General features: G+C 63.4%; 16 protein-coding genes. 3 read left to right on the plus strand and 13 right to left on the minus strand.

Features of this window, described 5'->3' with window-relative positions:
• Positions 1–15: 15 nt before the first annotated feature.
• Positions 16–2,799 carry a preprotein translocase subunit SecA gene (gene secA / locus HUX88_RS06170; protein ID WP_176361181.1) on the minus strand — a complete coding sequence of 928 codons (2,784 nt, stop codon included), beginning with the start codon at positions 2,797–2,799 and terminating at the stop codon, positions 16–18.
• A 223-nt stretch (positions 2,800–3,022) separates the two neighbouring features.
• Between secA and HUX88_RS06175 the strand changes: the two genes are divergently transcribed.
• Positions 3,023–3,502 carry a hypothetical protein gene (locus HUX88_RS06175; RefSeq protein WP_229213124.1) on the plus strand — a complete coding sequence of 160 codons (480 nt, stop codon included), beginning with the start codon at positions 3,023–3,025 and terminating at the stop codon, positions 3,500–3,502.
• Position 3,503: 1 nt separating this feature from the next.
• Here HUX88_RS06175 and lpxC read toward each other — a convergent pair whose 3' ends face one another.
• The 5 genes from lpxC to HUX88_RS06200 all read right to left on the minus strand — a co-directional run bounded on the left by lpxC (position 3,504) and on the right by HUX88_RS06200 (position 7,251).
• Positions 3,504–4,439, minus strand: a complete 936-nt coding sequence (gene lpxC, locus HUX88_RS06180) for a UDP-3-O-acyl-N-acetylglucosamine deacetylase (protein WP_117013047.1) — start codon at positions 4,437–4,439, stop codon at positions 3,504–3,506.
• Between the two features lie 54 nt (positions 4,440–4,493).
• Positions 4,494–5,336 (minus strand): DMT family transporter, encoded by an 843-nt coding sequence (locus HUX88_RS06185; protein WP_176361182.1) that lies wholly within the window; start codon positions 5,334–5,336, stop codon positions 4,494–4,496.
• A gap of 153 nt (positions 5,337–5,489) precedes the next feature.
• Positions 5,490–5,954: a hypothetical protein gene (locus HUX88_RS06190; protein WP_217916242.1), complete on the minus strand. Its 465-nt coding sequence runs from the start codon at positions 5,952–5,954 to the stop codon at positions 5,490–5,492.
• A gap of 12 nt (positions 5,955–5,966) precedes the next feature.
• Positions 5,967–6,431: a VOC family protein gene (locus HUX88_RS06195; protein WP_229219223.1), complete on the minus strand. Its 465-nt coding sequence runs from the start codon at positions 6,429–6,431 to the stop codon at positions 5,967–5,969.
• Positions 6,432–6,489: 58 nt separating this feature from the next.
• Positions 6,490–7,251, minus strand: coding sequence for a helix-turn-helix transcriptional regulator (locus tag HUX88_RS06200; protein WP_176361183.1), 762 nt, complete (start codon positions 7,249–7,251; stop codon positions 6,490–6,492).
• Positions 7,252–7,341: 90 nt separating this feature from the next.
• Between HUX88_RS06200 and HUX88_RS06205 the strand changes: the two genes are divergently transcribed.
• Together HUX88_RS06205 and HUX88_RS06210 are read left to right on the plus strand one after the other, a co-directional pair.
• Positions 7,342–8,118: a class I SAM-dependent methyltransferase gene (locus tag HUX88_RS06205; RefSeq protein WP_176361184.1), complete on the plus strand. Its 777-nt coding sequence runs from the start codon at positions 7,342–7,344 to the stop codon at positions 8,116–8,118.
• 64 nt (positions 8,119–8,182) lie between these two features.
• Complete coding sequence (locus HUX88_RS06210; protein ID WP_176361185.1) at positions 8,183–8,638, plus strand: DUF2244 domain-containing protein; 456 nt, start codon at positions 8,183–8,185, stop codon at positions 8,636–8,638.
• Here the strand turns inward: HUX88_RS06210 and HUX88_RS06215 are convergent.
• The 7 genes from HUX88_RS06215 to HUX88_RS06245 all read right to left on the minus strand — a co-directional run bounded on the left by HUX88_RS06215 (position 8,632) and on the right by HUX88_RS06245 (position 14,831).
• Complete coding sequence (locus HUX88_RS06215; RefSeq protein ID WP_176361186.1) at positions 8,632–9,144, minus strand: NADPH-dependent FMN reductase; 513 nt, start codon at positions 9,142–9,144, stop codon at positions 8,632–8,634. The two genes, HUX88_RS06210 and HUX88_RS06215, sit on opposite strands and share 7 nt — an antisense overlap.
• Positions 9,141–9,644, minus strand: coding sequence for a DUF4411 family protein (locus HUX88_RS06220; protein ID WP_176361187.1), 504 nt, complete (start codon positions 9,642–9,644; stop codon positions 9,141–9,143). Before HUX88_RS06220 ends, HUX88_RS06215 begins: the two co-directional genes overlap by 4 nt.
• Positions 9,641–10,771 carry an XRE family transcriptional regulator gene (locus tag HUX88_RS06225; RefSeq protein WP_117013039.1) on the minus strand — a complete coding sequence of 377 codons (1,131 nt, stop codon included), beginning with the start codon at positions 10,769–10,771 and terminating at the stop codon, positions 9,641–9,643. The genes HUX88_RS06220 and HUX88_RS06225 overlap by 4 nt, the downstream gene beginning before the upstream one ends.
• Positions 10,772–10,839: 68 nt before the next feature.
• The gene (locus HUX88_RS06230; RefSeq protein WP_117013038.1) at positions 10,840–11,343 is read right to left on the minus strand and encodes a peroxiredoxin; all 504 of its coding nucleotides are present in this window, start codon (positions 11,341–11,343) and stop codon (positions 10,840–10,842) included.
• 83 nt (positions 11,344–11,426) lie between these two features.
• Positions 11,427–12,650, minus strand: a complete 1,224-nt coding sequence (gene ftsZ, locus HUX88_RS06235) for a cell division protein FtsZ (RefSeq protein ID WP_117013037.1) — start codon at positions 12,648–12,650, stop codon at positions 11,427–11,429.
• 109 nt (positions 12,651–12,759) lie between these two features.
• The gene (ftsA, locus tag HUX88_RS06240; RefSeq protein WP_008445439.1) at positions 12,760–13,992 is read right to left on the minus strand and encodes a cell division protein FtsA; all 1,233 of its coding nucleotides are present in this window, start codon (positions 13,990–13,992) and stop codon (positions 12,760–12,762) included.
• Positions 13,993–14,027: 35 nt separating this feature from the next.
• On the minus strand, positions 14,028–14,831 hold the full coding sequence (locus HUX88_RS06245; protein WP_176361188.1) for a cell division protein FtsQ/DivIB: 804 nt from the start codon (positions 14,829–14,831) through the stop codon (positions 14,028–14,030).
• Position 14,832 lies beyond the last annotated feature (1 nt).

Below are 14,832 nucleotides of genomic sequence, written 5' to 3' on the forward strand. Positions count from 1 at the left end.
CCGGTTTTTTTTTGCTTAGGCCAGCTTGCCGTGGCAAGCCTTGTACTTCTTGCCGCTGCCGCACGGGCATGGGTCGTTGCGTCCGACCTTCAGGCCCATCTCCATCAACTGCTCGCCGCTCAGGCCTTTCAGCTCCGGTGGCAGGCCGCCGAACGCCGCTGGCGCCAGCAGTTCTTCCGGTGCCGCGTTCGGATTGAAGTCGGCGTGCTGGTAGCTCACGTTCTCAACGTGCGACTGCTGCATCGCCGCTTCGGCCGCGTCGATCTCTTCGCGCGACTGGATGCGGACCGTCATGATCAGCTTGACCACTTCGTTCTTGATCATGTCCAGCATCTGGCCGAACAGCTCGAACGCTTCGCGCTTGTATTCCTGCTTCGGGTTCTTCTGCGCATAGCCGCGCAGGTGGATACCCTGGCGCAGGTGATCCAGCGCCGCCAGGTGTTCGCGCCAGTGGCTGTCCACGCTTTGCAGCATCACGTTGCGTTCGAAGCCGCCGAACGATTCCTTGCCGACGATGTCGATCTTCGACTGGTACAGTGCATCGGCTGCGGCCAGCACGCGTTCCAGGATGTCGTCGTCGTTCAGGTTCTGTTCTTTTTCCAGCATGGCGCGCAGCGGCAGGTCGATCTGCCATTCCGACGCCAGCGCCGCTTCCAGGCCCTTGATGTTCCACTGCTCTTCCACCGATTCCGCCGGCACGTATTCGCGCACCAGGTCGGTGAAGGCGCCGTGGCGCAGGGACTCGATCAGCTCCGAGATGTCGGTCGCTTCCAGCAGCTCGTTACGCTGCTGATAGATCACTTTACGCTGGTCGTTGGCGACGTCGTCGTATTCCAGCAGCTGCTTGCGGATGTCGAAGTTGCGTGCCTCGACCTTGCGCTGCGCCGACTCGATCGAGCGCGAGACGATGCCCGCTTCGATCGGTTCGCCTTCCGGCATCTTCAGGCGGTCCATGATGGCGCGCACGCGGTCGCCCGCGAAGATGCGCAGCAGCTGGTCGTCCAGCGACAGGAAGAAGCGCGACATGCCAGGGTCGCCCTGGCGTGCGGCGCGGCCGCGCAGCTGGTTGTCCACGCGGCGCGATTCATGACGCTCGGTGCCGACGATATGCAGGCCGCCGGCGGCTACCACCTGCTCGTGCAAGGCCTGCCAGCCGTCGCGCAGCGCCTTCGATTGCGCGGCCTTGTCGGCGTCGCTCAGGTCGGGGTTGGCTTCGACGAACTGGATCTGCTTCTCGACGTTGCCGCCCAGGACGATGTCGGTACCACGGCCGGCCATGTTGGTGGCGATGGTGATCGCTTTCGGGCTGCCCGCCTGGGCGATGATTTCCGCTTCACGGGCGTGCTGTTTCGCGTTCAGGACGTTGTGCGGCAGGCCGCCCTTGGTCAGGATGCCCGACAGCAGTTCCGAATTTTCGATCGAGGTGGTACCCACCAGCACCGGTTGGCCGCGGTCGTAGCATTCGCGGATTTCCAGCATCATGGCGTTGTACTTCTCGGCCGACGATTTGTAGACCTGGTCCTGGCGGTCCTTGCGCTGCGAAGGACGGTTGGGTGGGATCACCACGGTTTCAAGGCCGTAGATTTCCTGGAATTCGTAGGCTTCGGTATCGGCGGTACCGGTCATGCCGGCCAGCTTCGAATACATGCGGAAGTAGTTCTGGAAGGTGATCGAGGCCAGGGTCTGGTTCTCGTTCTGGATCTTCACGCCCTCTTTCGCTTCGACCGCCTGGTGCAGGCCGTCGGACCAGCGGCGGCCGGTCATCAGGCGGCCGGTGAATTCGTCGACGATCACCACTTCATTGTTCTGCACCACGTAGTGCTGATCCTTGAAGTACAACGCGTGCGCGCGCAGCGCCGCGTACAGGTGGTGCACCAGCGTGATGTTGGCCGAGTCGTACAGCGAGGCGCCTTCCGGCAGCAGACCCATCTTGGTCAGGATCGCCTCGGCCTTTTCGTGGCCGGCTTCGGTCAGCAGCACCTGGTGGGCTTTTTCGTCCTTGGTGTAATCGCCGGGAACCTCGACCTTGCCCTTGCCGTCCGGGGTTTCCTCGCCGATCTGCTGGGTCAGCAGGCGCGGCACTTCGTTGATCTTGTAGTACAGGTCGGTGTGGTTCTCGGCCTGGCCGGAGATGATCAGCGGGGTGCGGGCTTCGTCGATCAGGATCGAGTCGACTTCATCGACGATGCCGAAGTTCAGCACGCGCTGCACGCGGTCGCGGGCTTCGAACACCATGTTGTCGCGCAGGTAGTCGAAACCGAACTCGTTGTTGGTGCCGTAGGTGATGTCGGACGCGTAGGCCGCCTGCTTGGTGGCGTGTTCCATCTGCGACAGGTTGATGCCGGTCGACAGGCCCAGCCAGCCGTACAGCTTGGCCATGGTTTCCGCGTCGCGCTGCGCCAGGTAATCGTTGACGGTGACGATGTGCACGCCCTTGCCCGACAGCGCGTTCAGATAGGCCGGCAGGGTTGCGGTCAGGGTCTTGCCCTCGCCGGTGCCCATTTCGGCGATCTTGCCGTAGTGCAGAACCATGCCGCCGATCAGCTGCACGTCGAAGTGGCGCATCTTGAAGACGCGCTTGCTCGCTTCGCGGCAGACGGCAAACGCCTCGGGCAGGATCGCGTCCAGCGATTCGCCATTGGCGATGCGTTCCTTGAATGCAGGCGTCTTCGCTTGCAGCTCGGCGTCGGACAGTTTTTCCATCGCCGGCTCGAGCGCATTGATCTCGCGTACCGTTTTTTGGTATTGCTTGAGCAGCCGCTGGTTGCGGCTACCGAAAATCTGGGTCAGTAATGACATGCTTGAATTCTTGAAAAAACGCCGTTAAAAAAAGCTCTGTAGGTGAAAAACGCCTTACCGCACGGAGTTCGACTATGGCAAAAGACGGTGATTTTATCATGCGTCCGCGCCTACATTGGGTTATTGACCTGTTTAACAATAGCCCAAGCGTGAACAATGTCACAAAATTAAGCTATTTTAACCGGTGGTGACGTTTTTTTGCCGCTGTGATATGTTGCTGCGCATGCGATTCAACTCCTCCAACATTTCGATCAAGCGCCGCGCCCCGGTCGGGGCCACCGATTTCCTGCGCCGCGATGACAAGATGGCGGCCCTGCTGCCGGCCATCGAGCGCATGGCCGCGCTGCAAAAAGACTGCGCGGCGGCGCTGCCGTCCATGTTCAAGTACTGCGAGATCATCGCCTTCGAGGCGGGACAATTGACCTTGTCGCTGCCCAACGCCTCGCTGGCGGCCAAATTGAAGCAGCAACTGCCCAAGCTGCAGGAGACGCTGGCGCGGCGCGGCTGGAAGGTGGATGGCGTGAAACTGAAGGTGCAGATGACCAAGCCGGCCGAGATCAAGGAGCAGATGCGCTCGCTGTCGCTGACCGAGGCGGCCGTGACGGCCTTCGACGAGCTCGGTCACACGCTGGAGGATACGCCGCAAAATGCCACGCTGATCGCGGCCTTGAAGGCGATGGTGGCCAAGCGGCGCACCACCTAGCTTAAGTTAGCGCCCACTCGCGCGCCATCTGGCGCAGATACGACGGTGGCGCGACGTCATTGGTCTCGAACGAGACGATTTCATAGGCATCCGGATGCTTGAGCAGCTCCAGCAGCAGCTGGTTGTTCAACGCGTGGCCGGACTTGTGCGCCTCGTAGCTGGCCAGCAGCGGATGGCCGACCAGGTACAGGTCGCCGATGGCGTCCAGGATCTTGTGGCGCACGAACTCGTCGTCGTAGCGCAGGCCGTCCGAGTTGAGGATGCGGTACTCGTCCATCACGATGGCGTTCTCCAGCGAACCGCCGCGCGCCAGGCCTATGCCGCGCAACATCTCCACGTCCTGCATGAAGCCGAAGGTGCGGGCGCGGGCCACGTCGTGCACGTAGGAGACGTCGCCGAAATCCACGCGGGCGCGCTGCTGGGTGCCGTCCACGGCCGGATGGTTGAACTCGATGAAGAAGTCCAGCTTGAAGCCGTTGTGCGGGCTCAGGCGGGCCCATTTCTCCTTGTCGCCCGTGCCTTCGCGGATTTCCACCGGCTTGAGCACGCGGATGAACTTCTTCGCGGCCGGCTGCTCCAGCACGCCGGCCTGTTGCAATAAATACACGAACGACGAGGCCGAACCGTCCATGATGGGGATTTCCTCGGCGCTGACCTCGATGTACAGGTTGTCCAGCCCGAGGCCGGCGCAGGCCGACATCAGGTGCTCGACGGTCGACACGCGGGCGCCGTCCTTGACCAGCACCGAGGCCATGCGCGTGTCGCCCACCGCCATCGCGCTGGCGGGGAACTCCACCACCGGGTTCAGGTCGACACGGCGGAACACGATGCCGGTGTCGGGCGCGGCCGGGCGCAGGGTCAGCTCGACCTTGGTGCCGGAGTGCAGTCCGACACCTGTGGTGCGGACCAGTTCTTTGATGGTGCGTTGTTTTAACATCCGGCGATTATAGCGAAGTTGGGTCCGCCGCGCTGTCGGAGGACTTTCCAGACGTCAAGGATGTTCGGCCTCGGCGTGGACCGATTCGCGCCGCACCAGGTAGATGCCGCTGGCGATGATGATACCGGCGCCGAGCAGCGTGTAGCCGTCGGGCAGCGTGTGCCACAGCAGCCAGTCGATCGCCACGCCCCAGGCCAGGGCCGAGTATTCGAACGGCGCCACCACCGACGCCTTGCCGGAGCTGAACGCGCGCGTGATCGCCAGTTGGCCGAGGAAGCCGCTCAGCGCCAGCGCCAGCAGCACCCAGCCGTCCTCGGCGCGCACCGGCACCCAGTGGCTGACCGACATCGCCAGGCCGCCGGCCGCCATCATCAGCAGGTACCAGAACATCATGGACTCGTTGCTGTCGGTGCGGGCCAGCACGCGGCTGGCGATGGCGGCCATCGCGTAGCAGGCGGCCGAGCCGAGCAGCGCCAGCCCGCCCAGGGTCAGGAAGCCCGTGCCCTCGGGGCGCAGCACCACCAGCACGCCGAGCAGGCCCACCACGATGGCGACCCACTGGCCGGTGCCGACCTTTTCCTTGAGCACGAACACCGACAGCGCCGTGATCAGCGACGGCGCGATGAAGAAGATCGAATACGCCTCGGCCAGCGACAGCGCCTTGAGGCCGTAGGCGAACGAGGTCAGCATGGCGATGCCGAGCAGGCTGCGGAAGATGTGCATGCCCCAGCGCACGCGCAAGATGCCACGGAAGGCGCCGCGATACAGCATGTAGCCGCACAGCAGAGGCAGCGAGCTGAGCGCGCGCATGGCGGTCACTTGCGTGGCGGGATAGTGGGAGGACAGCACCTTCATGGTGGTGTCCATAAACGAGAACATGGCGACCGCGGCCAGCATCGCGTAGATGCTGCGCAGGTTTTCAGAGCGGGTGGCGGTGGACAGAAGAAGCTCCTTGCGTCAGGTCCGTGCGGACCACTGGGAACGTCATCATGGCGACGTCCGGAGCCAGGACCGGGCTGGGCGCGGTCGGGGCGATTATAGCAAAGCGGCTCAGCGTATGCCGGCGGTGGTGCCGTCCTTGAAGAGCCCGTAGGCTTCCGGCATGTAGATCGACTGCACCAGCCAGCCGGCCTTCTGGTCGTAGGTGAAGTTGTAGTCGTAGACGCGCACCGGCCACTTGAGGCGGCAAGCCTTGTCGTCGAAATCGATCCTGCCGAAGTATTCACCGCCACTGGCGTTCTTCAAGTTCTGGCGGAACTCCATGTTCGGGCCGAACAGCTCGGCGTAGTGCTCGTTGAAGGCTGCCCTGCTCACGCGCAGCGGCCGGTCGCCCTTAAAGGCGGACAGCATCTGCAAGGGAAATCGATACAGCCGCGCCGAGGCGCCCGGCTCGTCCAGCAGCGCCGCCGCGCGCACGGCGCCCCAGGCCGCGCGCAGGCTATCCGGTGTGGGTGCCTGGCAGGCCAACGTCGAAGTCGACCAAGCCGTCAGTAGTAAAGCGATAAGCGGTTTCATCATCATGAAATGTTAAGGCGCCACAGGCGCTGCGCGTTTCGGCTCCCAGAGTTCGATCTTGTTCCCTTCCGGATCGAGTATCCAGGCGAAACGGCCATTCGGGTCGTCATCGGTACGCTTCAGGATAGCGACGTCTTTCGCCTTCAGCCGCACGAGGAAGGCGTCCATGTCGTCGACCGCGTAGTTGATCATGAACTCGCTGGTCGATGGCGCGAAGTATTTGGTCGTGGCCGGGAAGGCGCTCCAGATCAGCGCAGGCGGATGCTGGGGCGCGTCGTAACGCAGCTTGGCGCCGCCCCACACTTCCAGCGGCATGCCCAGCACGTCGCGATACCAGGCCGCCAGCGCCTTCGGGTCCTTGGCCTTGAAGAACACGCCGCCGACGCCGGTGATATGTCCGGCCGGCTCGGCGGCGGCAGCGGCGCCCGGCCCGCCCATCATCAGCGCTCCCACGCACAACATCGCTATCGTTCGCATCCCTGCTCCTTGGTTGTTGGTTCCGGTGACTTTATCCGATCTGGCGGCGCTTGTCGCGCTACAGCAGCATCACCAGCTTCAGGTCGTGCCGCTTGGCCAAGTGCAGCGTCACCTGGTTGAGGTGCAGGTCGCCCTGCCGCGGGTGGCGGAAGCGGCGCAGCCCACCCTCGCGGCCGACCACGTCCTGCAAGGTCCACAGCTCGGCGAAGGTGGCACTGGCCCCGGACAGTTCGGCGATCAGGCCGGCCAGCGGCTGCTCGCCGGCGTGCCGGCCGATGTCGGCGCGGAACTCGGCCACCAGCCGCCGGGCGCGCTCCGGCCAGTCGACGATCAGTTCGCGCGCCGCCGCGTCGGCGAACATGTAGCGCAACAGGTTGGGCCGGGACTGCGGCTGCGGCGTCAGCCAGCCTGCGAACAGCCGCGCCGCCTGCGGATTCCACGCCACCGCGTCCCACTGCCGGTCGAGGATGTAGGCGGGCGCGACTATGGCCGCGACGATCGCGTCCAGCGCCTCGGCCGTGCCGCCGCCGTCGTCGTCGTGATGCGGATCGAGCCGGTCGGCCAGGCCGAACAGGTAGGCGCGCTCGGCGGCCGACAGCCGCAGCACCTCCGCCAGCCGCGCCAGCATCTTGCTGGACGCCTGCACCTCCCTGCCCTGCTCCAGCCAGGTCAGCCAGGTCGGGCTGACGTCGCACAATTGCGCCAGCTCCTCGCGCCGCAGGCCGGGCGTGCGGCGGCGCCCGCCACCGGGCAGGCCGACGCTGTCGGGCCTGGTGCGTTCGCGATGGGTGCGGATGAATTCGCCGAGTTTGGTGTGCATGGTAGTTCTTATACCAGGATAAGTACTTGTCTTGTTACAGGATAAAAACACGCCTATTCTGCCCTGACTCGTCCCTTCCTGGAGAAAAACATGAAACAGCAAGCCGTCGTCGCCCAGCAGTTCGGCAATACCGCCAGCGCCTACCTGACCAGCACCGTCCACGCGCAAGGCGCCGACCTGGCCGCGCTGCGCGAGATCGCCAGTGTGCTGGGGCCGCATCCGACCATCCTGGACCTGGGCTGCGGCGCCGGCCACGCCAGCTTCGCCGTGGCGCCGGTGGCCAAGTCGGTGACGGCGTTCGACCTGTCGGCGGAGATGCTGGCGGTGGTGGCCGGCGCCGCCCGCGAGCGCGGCCTGGACAACGTGCTCACGCGGCAGGGCAACGTGGCCAGCCTGCCGTTCGCCGACGCCTCGTTCTGCATGGTGGTCACGCGCTTCTCGGCGCACCACTGGCTGGACGTGCCGGCCGCGCTGCGCGAAGTGAAGCGGGTGTTGAAGAAGGGCGGCGTGCTGATCGTCATCGACATCACCGCGCCGGAAAGTCCGCTGCACGACACCACGCTGCAGGCGGTCGAACTGCTGCGCGACGGCTCGCACGTGCGCGACTATCGGCCGTCCGAATGGCGGACGATGCTGGAAGGCGCGGGCTTCAGTTGCGAGCGCGTCAGCGACTGGAAGCTGGAGATGAAGTTCGACGAATGGACCGCCCGCATGCGCACGCCGGCCGAGCGGGTGACGGCGATCCGCAGCCTGTTCGCCACGGCGCCGGAGGAGACGCTGCAGTACTTCGCGGTGCAGGCCGACTGCTCGTTCTCGATCGACACGACCCTGTTCAAGGCCAAGCACGATTTCGGCGACATCTACTAAGGCCGCGTCGCGGCGGAGCGGGCGCGAACCGGGATATACTTGAAGGACGTCCAGGGAGAATGCGATGCCGCGCGATGTGCCATCGGAACCGCGCAGCTGGCTGTTGGAGCGCCGCTGCACACTGACCGAACGCCAACTGGTGCTGGTGTTCGCGTCGCTGTGCGTGCCGTCGGCGCTGGTGGCGCTGGCCTTCCTGTGGCAGGGCTATTGGTATGTGCTGGCCTACGCCGCGCTGGAGCAGGCGGCGCTGGCGGCCTGCCTGCGCCACTGCGCGCGCCATCGCGGCGACTACGACCGCATCGACATTTCGCCCGCCGCCATCGTGGTGGAGCAACGCCGGGGCCGCCAATGCCGCGCGCGGCGTCTGCACCGGCTCACCACCCGCCTGCGGCCGCCACGGCGCGACAGCGATCCGATCCAGCTGGAGGATCGCGGCGAGCAGGTCGAGGTCGGCCGCTTCCTCGGCGCGGCCCAGCGGCGCCGGCTGGCCGCTGAACTGGCGCGCTGCCTGGGTTACTGATCCGCCTTCAAGGCCAGCAGGGCCGCCCGCAGCATGCCGCAGATCTGCGGATCGGCGCGCATCGCCTCCTCGCTCAGGTTGGCGCCCAGCAGCGGCAGGGTGATGGACGCGGCCTCCACCACGCGGGCGGACATCACGGTGACGGTTTCGCGCAGCGACGCGTAGGCGTGGGTGGCGCGCGGCGACGCGTTCAGCAAGGCCACCGGCTTGTCGATGAAGGATTCGTTGCCGACCATCCAATCGAGGCCGTTCTTGATCGCGCCGGTCACGCCGTGCGCGTATTCCGGGCTGGCGATCACCACCGCGTCGGCGGCCAGCAAGACGTCGCGCAGCGCGGCAACAACGGGTGGCGGCTCGGCGATGTCCGGGTTAAACAACGGCAGCTGGCCCAGGTCCTGGTACAGCCGCACCTCGATGCCCGGCGGCGCCACGTCGGCCATCACGCGCAGCAGCATCGAGTTGAGGGAGGCGGCGCGCAGGCTGCCGGAAATCGCTAGAACTCTCATCGTCCACCCGGCAATACAAAACGCGCTTCCAGTTTATAAAGCAAGTCGAACGTATTCATCCATGCGATGCCAAAGACGTCACGTACGTTTGGAATAAGGAATTTCTTAACCACGTCGGGATGATGACGTTCATGCGTAACAACTGTCGCGCCGGTCGCCATGGCTTTGGCGATCAGCCATGGATCTGCGCCAGCAAGGAAATCTTCGACTGCCCCCACCTTCATTCGATAGTCTTCAGAGACGACAAACTCCGCCACCTTGACGAAACATCCCTGCGTGCTTTCATCGTCAACCGCTTCGAATAAACCCGGGTAGTTTCGCACCCACATGGCGAGCTCATCATCGCCTTTTTTTAGTTCATCGCCTACCATTGAAATGCTTGCCACGTCATTGGAACCGTATTTCTGTAGTATCCATTCCCAGTACGCCGGGCAAACCGTCATGTTGTAATAACGATTTTTCGCTTCCACAAACGTATTGGCGTCGAGCAGATACCTCATTCGTCCGTCTTTTCAGCATAGGTACGGACTTTGGCCGGTTGGACTCCCAGCAATTTCCCCGCCTCGCGCAGCAGCAAGCGTCCACTCAACGCTTCCGATAAAACGGCGCGACTGAACCGCTTGCTATTCTTGCCCTCTGCACTTTGATAGAAATTTCCACCACCGCCCTTCTGGTCGCGATATGCCTTCAACTCAGCCAAATAAAAAGCAACGTAGGCATCGCGGGAAATGAATCCCAAATCAGATGCCCGGCGAGCTATGACAAGCTTGCTGACATGGAAGCTGGCGGCCAGTTCCGGCAACTGAACCATCCAGTCGACGGCGCTTGCCCACCGCTGTCGGAATATCTGCTCCGGAACCAGAAACTCACCCGCCACGGCGTTGCAGAAGGTCTCTATTTCCCGACTGTCCGATGGCGACGCACTGGAAATTCCACTGCTTCCTATCCAGATATGAGCGAGCTCGTGGATCAATGTAAACAACCTCGCCGCCGGAGCGTCCGCTATGTTGATGAAAACGACGGGAGCGAATTGATCGCCGATGGCAAAGCCTCGAAACTCGCCCACATCGAGCTTCCGACGGGTATTCGAGCCCACAATCCCGCTGCGCATGACGAGTATGCCGGCGGCATCCGCAGCGGCTAGCAGTTGGCGCATATATTCATCCGCGCCTTTTTTGAGCGGTACCTGAATCCCCAACACATGGCGTATGTCGGCAACGACCTGCTCGACCGCATCGGTCATCTTAAACCTGCCGACAAAAGGAAGCGGCGCACGCTCCTGCCCGGCGAGATAATCGAGATACCACTCTTGTTTGCGCAGTACATCACGAACCGTGTCGAGCAAATCGATGCTGGGCGAGCGAGGAGTATCGCCCCCAACCGTTCGCAAGTCGGGAAGAGGTAAATTTTCTTGCGGTGGAGCTTTCAAAAACAGGAAGCCAAAAGGAATGTGAGCGCGGTCGGCCCATTGTTGCGCTTGGCGGAATGTGGGCCTGCTCTCCCCCTTCTCCCAGGCCTGCACCTTTTCCTCTTTGACAGGAATGCTTTCAGCCAGTTCGGCTTGAGTTAACCCGGCCCTGCGGCGGGACCACGTCATCAAAGCTGGATTGATCAGGGCTTGAGTCATATTGTGAGATTAATACAAAAACGGCGCCGCAGCGCCGTTTTTTTTGCTGCATCCAGCCAGTCCGGCGCTTACGCCTGGGCCAGCAGGGTTTCGGCGTTCGACACTTCGAACTTGCCGCCTTGTTCGATGTTCAGCTGCGTCACGACGCCGTTCTCGACCAGCATCGAGTAGCGCTGCGAGCGGGTGCCCATGCCGAACTTGCTGAAGTCGGCGTCCAGGCCCAGGGCCTTGGAGTAGGCGGCGTTGCCGTCGGCCATCATGCGGACGGTGCCGGTGGCTTTCTGGTCGCGGCCCCACGCGCCCATGACGAAGGCGTCATTGACCGAGATGCACCAGATTTCGTCGACGCCCTTGGCTTTCAGGTCGGCGGCGTGCTTGACGTAGCCCGGCACGTGCTGCGCCGAGCAGGTCGGGGTGTAGGCGCCCGGCAGGCCGAAGATCGCGATCTTCTTGCCCTTGACCAGGTCTTGTACGTTGAACGTGTTCGGGCCCAGCGAGCAGCCTTCGGTTTCGGTTTCGATGAATTCGGACAGGGTGCCTTCCGGCAGGGTGTCGCCAATCTTGATGGTCATGGATGACTCCTTTTATAAAATGTTGAACGTAAAAAAGCCGCGCCCAGGCGCGGCTCTCACCGGCTTAGAGCCAGCAGTATGCCTTAATCCGCCTGCTTGCGCAGGAAGGCGGGAATGTCGTAGGTTTCCATGCCATTCTTTTCCATCGCGCGCACCTGCTCGGAAGCCGATTCGCGACGCCATACGGCCGGCGCCTTCATGCCGTCGAAGGCCGGCGACGCGCCGCCGCCCATGCCGCTGGTGGCGCCCATCGACACCGACGACGAAGCCGCGCCGCCCAGGGCAGCCGATGGCATCATCGGGCTGTTGTGGGTGCCGGTGCGCAGCATCTGCTGAGGAACCAGCTGCACGTGCTTCTTGGTTTTGCCCAGGCCGGTGGCGACCACGGTGACGCGGATGTCGTCGCCCATGTTGTCGTCGTAGGCGATGCCCTGGGCGATCGACGCGTCCGGCGCGGCGAAGGCGCGCACGGCGGCCATGACTTCCTTGATCTCCTTACCCTTCAGGCCACGCGACGCGGTCACGTTGACCAGCACGCCACGGGCGCCCGACAGGTCGACGCCGTCCAGCAGCGGCGAAGCCACCGCCTGCTCGGCGGCGATGCGCGCGCGGTCGATGCCGGACGCGGTCGCGGTGCCCATCATGGCCTTGCCCTGCTCGCCCATGATGGTCTTGACGTCGTTGAAGTCGACGTTGATGTGGCCCGGCACGTTGATGATCTCGGCGATACCGGCGACGGCGTTGTTGAGCACATCGTCGGCGTGCTGCAGCCATTCGATCAGCGATTCGTCTTCGTAGATCTCTTCGAGCTTCTCGTTGAGGATCACGATCAGCGAGTCGACGTTGGCCGACAGCTGTTCCAGGCCTTCGTCGGCGATGTCCATGCACTTCTGGCCTTCGTGCGAGAACGGCTTGGACACCACGGCCACGGTCAGCGCGCCCAGCGACTTGGCGACTTCCGCCACGATCGGTGCGGCGCCGGTGCCGGTGCCGCCGCCCATGCCGGCGGCGATGAACACCATGTGCGCGCCGCGCAGCGAGTCTTCAATACGCTGGCGCGATTCCTCGGCCAGCTTGCGGCCGACGTCCGGCTTCATGCCCGCGCCCAGGCCGGTCTCGCCGATCTGGATGACGTTGTGGGCCTTGGAGGTGGACAGCGCCTGCGCATCGGTATTCGCGGCGATGAACTCGACGCCGACCATACCTTTGTTGATCATGTGTTGAACTGCATTGCCACCTGCTCCGCCGACTCCGACGACCTTGATGACGGTGCCCAAAGCTGCGTTATCGACCATATCAAACTCCATGATGTGACTCCCTATCAGAATGCGGTTTTCAAGCGCCAGTCCTCATATCGTTAGAAGAACTGGGGATTGAAAACTGCGGTTTTAATATAAATAGTTTATAAAAATAAGCTTAGAAATTACCCAAGAACCATTCTTTCATGCGCTGCCATACCGCCTTCACCGAACCATCCTGCCGCGTGACGATGTGGCCACGCAGGTACTGCTTTTTCGCTTCCAACAACAGGCCAAGCACGGTCGCGTAGCGCGGGCTGCGCACCACGTCGGCCAGCTGGCCACGGTAGTCCGGCGTGCCAAGGCGCGCCGGCTTGAGGAATATGTCTTCCGCCATCTCGACCATGCCCGGCATGATCGCGGTGCCGCCGGTGAGCACGATGCCCGACGACAGCACGCCTTCGTAGCCCGATTCGCGCACCACCTGGTGCACCATGGCGAACAGCTCTTCAACGCGCGGCTCGATCACGGCGGCCAGCGCCTGGCGCGACAGGTTGCGCGGACCACGGTCGCCCAGGCCCGGCACTTCCAGCGTCTCGCCCGGATCGGCCAGCACCTGCTTGGCCACGCCGTAGCGGATCTTGATCTCTTCCGCTTCCGAGGTCGGCGTGCGCAGCGCCATCGCGATGTCGTTGGTGATCTGGTCGCCGGCGATCGGGATCACGGCGGTGTGGCGGATCGCGCCGTCCGAGAACACGGCGACGTCGGTGGTGCCGCCGCCGATGTCGATCAGCACCACGCCCAGTTCCTTCTCGTCCGGCGTGAGCACGGCATCGGCCGACGCCATCGGCTGCAAAATCAGGTCCGACACTTCCAAGCCGCAGCGGCGCACGCACTTGACGATGTTCTGCACCGCCGACACGGCGCCGGTGACGATGTGGACCTTCACTTCCAGCCGGATGCCGCTCATGCCGATCGGCTCGCGCACGTCCTCCTGGCTGTCGACGATGAACTCCTGCGGCACCGTGTGCAGCAGCTGCTGGTCTGTCGGGATGTTGACCGCCTTGGCCGTCTCGATCACGCGCGCCACGTCGGTGGCCGTCACTTCCTTGTCCTTGATGGCGACCATGCCGCTGGAATTGAAGCTGCGGATATGGCTGCCCGCGATGCCGGCGTAGACATTGCGGATTTTGCAGTCGGCCATCAGCTCCGCCTCTTCCAGCGCGCGCTGGATCGATTCGACGGTCGCTTCGATGTTCACCACCACGCCCTTCTTCAGGCCTTTCGATTCGTGCTGGCCCAACCCGATCACTTCGTGGCGTCCATCGCCCATCACCTCGGCCACCACGGCCACCACTTTCGAGGTGCCGATATCGAGGCCGACGATCAGGTTTTTCGCGTCTTTAGTCATGTCTTTTAGCCTACTCTCTCGCCTGCTGTTACTGCTTAGTGTTGTGGTTTAACGTTGTTCTTTTTAACTGCCGCTTTCGGCTTGGCTCCCTCGGCCGGAATCTTCAATCCCGCCGCGCTCAGGGCCAGCCCGTTCTGGTACCGCATATCGATGGTCTCGATGTTCTGCAAGTGCTCCACCAGCTGCGGATAAATTCCCATCAGGCGGTCCACCCTTTCCTTCAACGTGGTGCTGGTCTGCTCGCGACCCAGCGCCACGCTCATGCCGTTGTTCAGCTTCACCGTCCATGCGTAGCGTCCCGACAGCGACAGCGCCTCCGGCACCAGCTTGAGCGGCGCGAACCAGGTGCGCAGCTCGTCGTAACGCGACAGCACTTCCTTCTCGCTGCCGTCCGGTCCATCGAACTCCGGCAGCGTGTGATCCTCTTCCGCCTCGGCCAGGTTGGCGGTGAACACATCGCCCTTGGTCGACAGCAGCTTGCCGTCCTCGCCCCACGTGCCGAGCGCCTCATGCTCCTCCAGCGCCACGATCAGCTGGTCCGGCCACTCGCGGCGCACCGTTGCGCGGCGCACCCAGGGCACCGATTCAAACGCCTGGCGCACCGCATCCAGATTCGTCGTGAAGAAGTTGCCCTTGATGCGGCCCAACGCGTTGCTGCGCAGCGTCAGGTGATTCACATGCTTTAACTCGTCCCGCCCGATCGTCTCGATCCGTATCGTGCGCAGCGTGAACATCGGCCGCTGCGCCACCCACCACACGCCTGCCGCGATGCATGCCAACAGCGTCAGGACGAAAATGCCGCTGGCGGTCGCATTCAAGGCTTTAGCGTCTTGCCACATC

It is taken from the genome of Duganella sp. BJB1802, from assembly GCF_013369445.1.
Classification (GTDB): domain Bacteria; phylum Pseudomonadota; class Gammaproteobacteria; order Burkholderiales; family Burkholderiaceae_D; genus Rugamonas; species Rugamonas vulcania_A.

What these genes read in the sequence shown, in the direction of transcription:
- HUX88_RS06245 (WP_176361188.1), bottom strand. Translation starts at nt 14,831, where the DNA reads ATGTGGCAAGACGCTAAAGCCTTGAATGCGACCGCCAGCGGCATTTTC.
- ftsZ (WP_117013037.1), bottom strand. Translation starts at nt 12,650, where the DNA reads ATGGAGTTTGATATGGTCGATAACGCAGCTTTGGGCACCGTCATCAAG.
- HUX88_RS06210 (WP_176361185.1), top strand. Translation starts at nt 8,183, where the DNA reads ATGCCGCGCGATGTGCCATCGGAACCGCGCAGCTGGCTGTTGGAGCGC.
- ftsA (WP_008445439.1), bottom strand. Translation starts at nt 13,992, where the DNA reads ATGACTAAAGACGCGAAAAACCTGATCGTCGGCCTCGATATCGGCACC.
- HUX88_RS06200 (WP_176361183.1), bottom strand. Translation starts at nt 7,251, where the DNA reads ATGCACACCAAACTCGGCGAATTCATCCGCACCCATCGCGAACGCACC.
- HUX88_RS06190 (WP_217916242.1), bottom strand. Translation starts at nt 5,954, where the DNA reads ATGAAACCGCTTATCGCTTTACTACTGACGGCTTGGTCGACTTCGACG.
- HUX88_RS06225 (WP_117013039.1), bottom strand. Translation starts at nt 10,771, where the DNA reads ATGACTCAAGCCCTGATCAATCCAGCTTTGATGACGTGGTCCCGCCGC.
- lpxC (WP_117013047.1), bottom strand. Translation starts at nt 4,439, where the DNA reads ATGTTAAAACAACGCACCATCAAAGAACTGGTCCGCACCACAGGTGTC.
- HUX88_RS06215 (WP_176361186.1), bottom strand. Translation starts at nt 9,144, where the DNA reads ATGAGAGTTCTAGCGATTTCCGGCAGCCTGCGCGCCGCCTCCCTCAAC.
- HUX88_RS06230 (WP_117013038.1), bottom strand. Translation starts at nt 11,343, where the DNA reads ATGACCATCAAGATTGGCGACACCCTGCCGGAAGGCACCCTGTCCGAA.
- HUX88_RS06220 (WP_176361187.1), bottom strand. Translation starts at nt 9,644, where the DNA reads ATGAGGTATCTGCTCGACGCCAATACGTTTGTGGAAGCGAAAAATCGT.
- HUX88_RS06175 (WP_229213124.1), top strand. Translation starts at nt 3,023, where the DNA reads ATGCGATTCAACTCCTCCAACATTTCGATCAAGCGCCGCGCCCCGGTC.
- HUX88_RS06185 (WP_176361182.1), bottom strand. Translation starts at nt 5,336, where the DNA reads ATGCTGGCCGCGGTCGCCATGTTCTCGTTTATGGACACCACCATGAAG.
- secA (WP_176361181.1), bottom strand. Translation starts at nt 2,799, where the DNA reads ATGTCATTACTGACCCAGATTTTCGGTAGCCGCAACCAGCGGCTGCTC.
- HUX88_RS06195 (WP_229219223.1), bottom strand. Translation starts at nt 6,431, where the DNA reads ATGCGAACGATAGCGATGTTGTGCGTGGGAGCGCTGATGATGGGCGGG.
- HUX88_RS06205 (WP_176361184.1), top strand. Translation starts at nt 7,342, where the DNA reads ATGAAACAGCAAGCCGTCGTCGCCCAGCAGTTCGGCAATACCGCCAGC.